At 52.6% G+C, this 1,065-nt stretch carries 1 pseudogene; it reads right to left on the bottom strand.

The features are described from left to right. Positions 1 to 1,065, bottom strand: a pseudogene (locus MWU84_RS23940) (hypothetical protein); the annotation flags it as partial.

The following is a 1,065-nucleotide window of genomic DNA, read 5'->3' as shown; positions in this document are numbered from 1 at the left end:
TCCAGTTGCTCCAGTTGAACCAGTGGCTCCAGTGGAACCAGTTTCACCTTGTATTCCCTGTGCTCCAGTAGAACCAGTAGCACCTGTCGCTCCAGTCTCACCCTTGTCTCCTTGGTCACCTTTGGCACCAGTGTCACCTTTTTCACCCTTATCACCTTGGGCACCAGTATCTCCTTGATCTCCCTTGGCTCCTGTTGTACCAGTAGCTCCAGTTGCACCTGTGGCCCCGGTTACACCTTGAATACCTTGAGCTCCGTCCGCACCAGTTGCTCCAGTAAGTCCGATCGGACCTTGAGCTCCAGTTGAACCAGTTGCTCCGGTATCTCCTTTGTCGCCTTGATCTCCCTTGGCTCCGGTAGTTCCAGTTGCTCCTGCTACACCTTGTATTCCTTGGGCTCCAGTGTCTCCTTTGGCTCCGTCAGCACCTGTTGCACCGGTATCTCCTTTATCACCTTTCTCACCTTGTGCTCCAGTTGAGCCAGTATCGCCTTTCTCACCTTTGTCTCCCTGATCTCCTTTGTCTCCCTGATCTCCCTTGGCACCAGTTTCACCTTTCTCACCTTGAGTTCCAGTAGCACCGGTTGCACCGGTATCTCCTTTAGCTCCGGTTGCCCCTTGTATTCCTTGGGCACCTGTATCACCCTTGTCACCTTTTACACCTTGAATACCTTGTTCGCCAGTATCACCCTTATCTCCTTTTGCTCCAGTATCACCTTTCTCACCGGTTACACCAGTAGCACCTGTAGCTCCGGTATCTCCTTTAGCTCCAGTATCTCCAGTTTCACCTTTCTCGCCTTGGTCACCCTTAGCTCCAGTAGAGCCAGTAGCTCCGGTAGCACCGGTATCACCCTTAGCTCCGGTATCTCCTTTGTCGCCTTGATCTCCCTTGGCGCCAGTAGCTCCAGTAGCTCCAGTTGCACCTGTGGCACCAGTCTCTCCTTGAATACCTTGAATTCCTTGGGCACCAGTATCACCTTTTTCACCTTGAACTCCAGTAGCTCCAGTTGAACCAGTAGCACCAGCCTCTCCTTGAATTCCTTGCGCACCAGTTGAACCAGTTGAACC

The organism is Arenibacter sp. F20364 (genome assembly GCF_023015905.1).
Lineage (GTDB): Bacteria > Bacteroidota > Bacteroidia > Flavobacteriales > Flavobacteriaceae > Arenibacter.
This window is presented reverse-complemented; position numbering and strand designations above follow the sequence as displayed.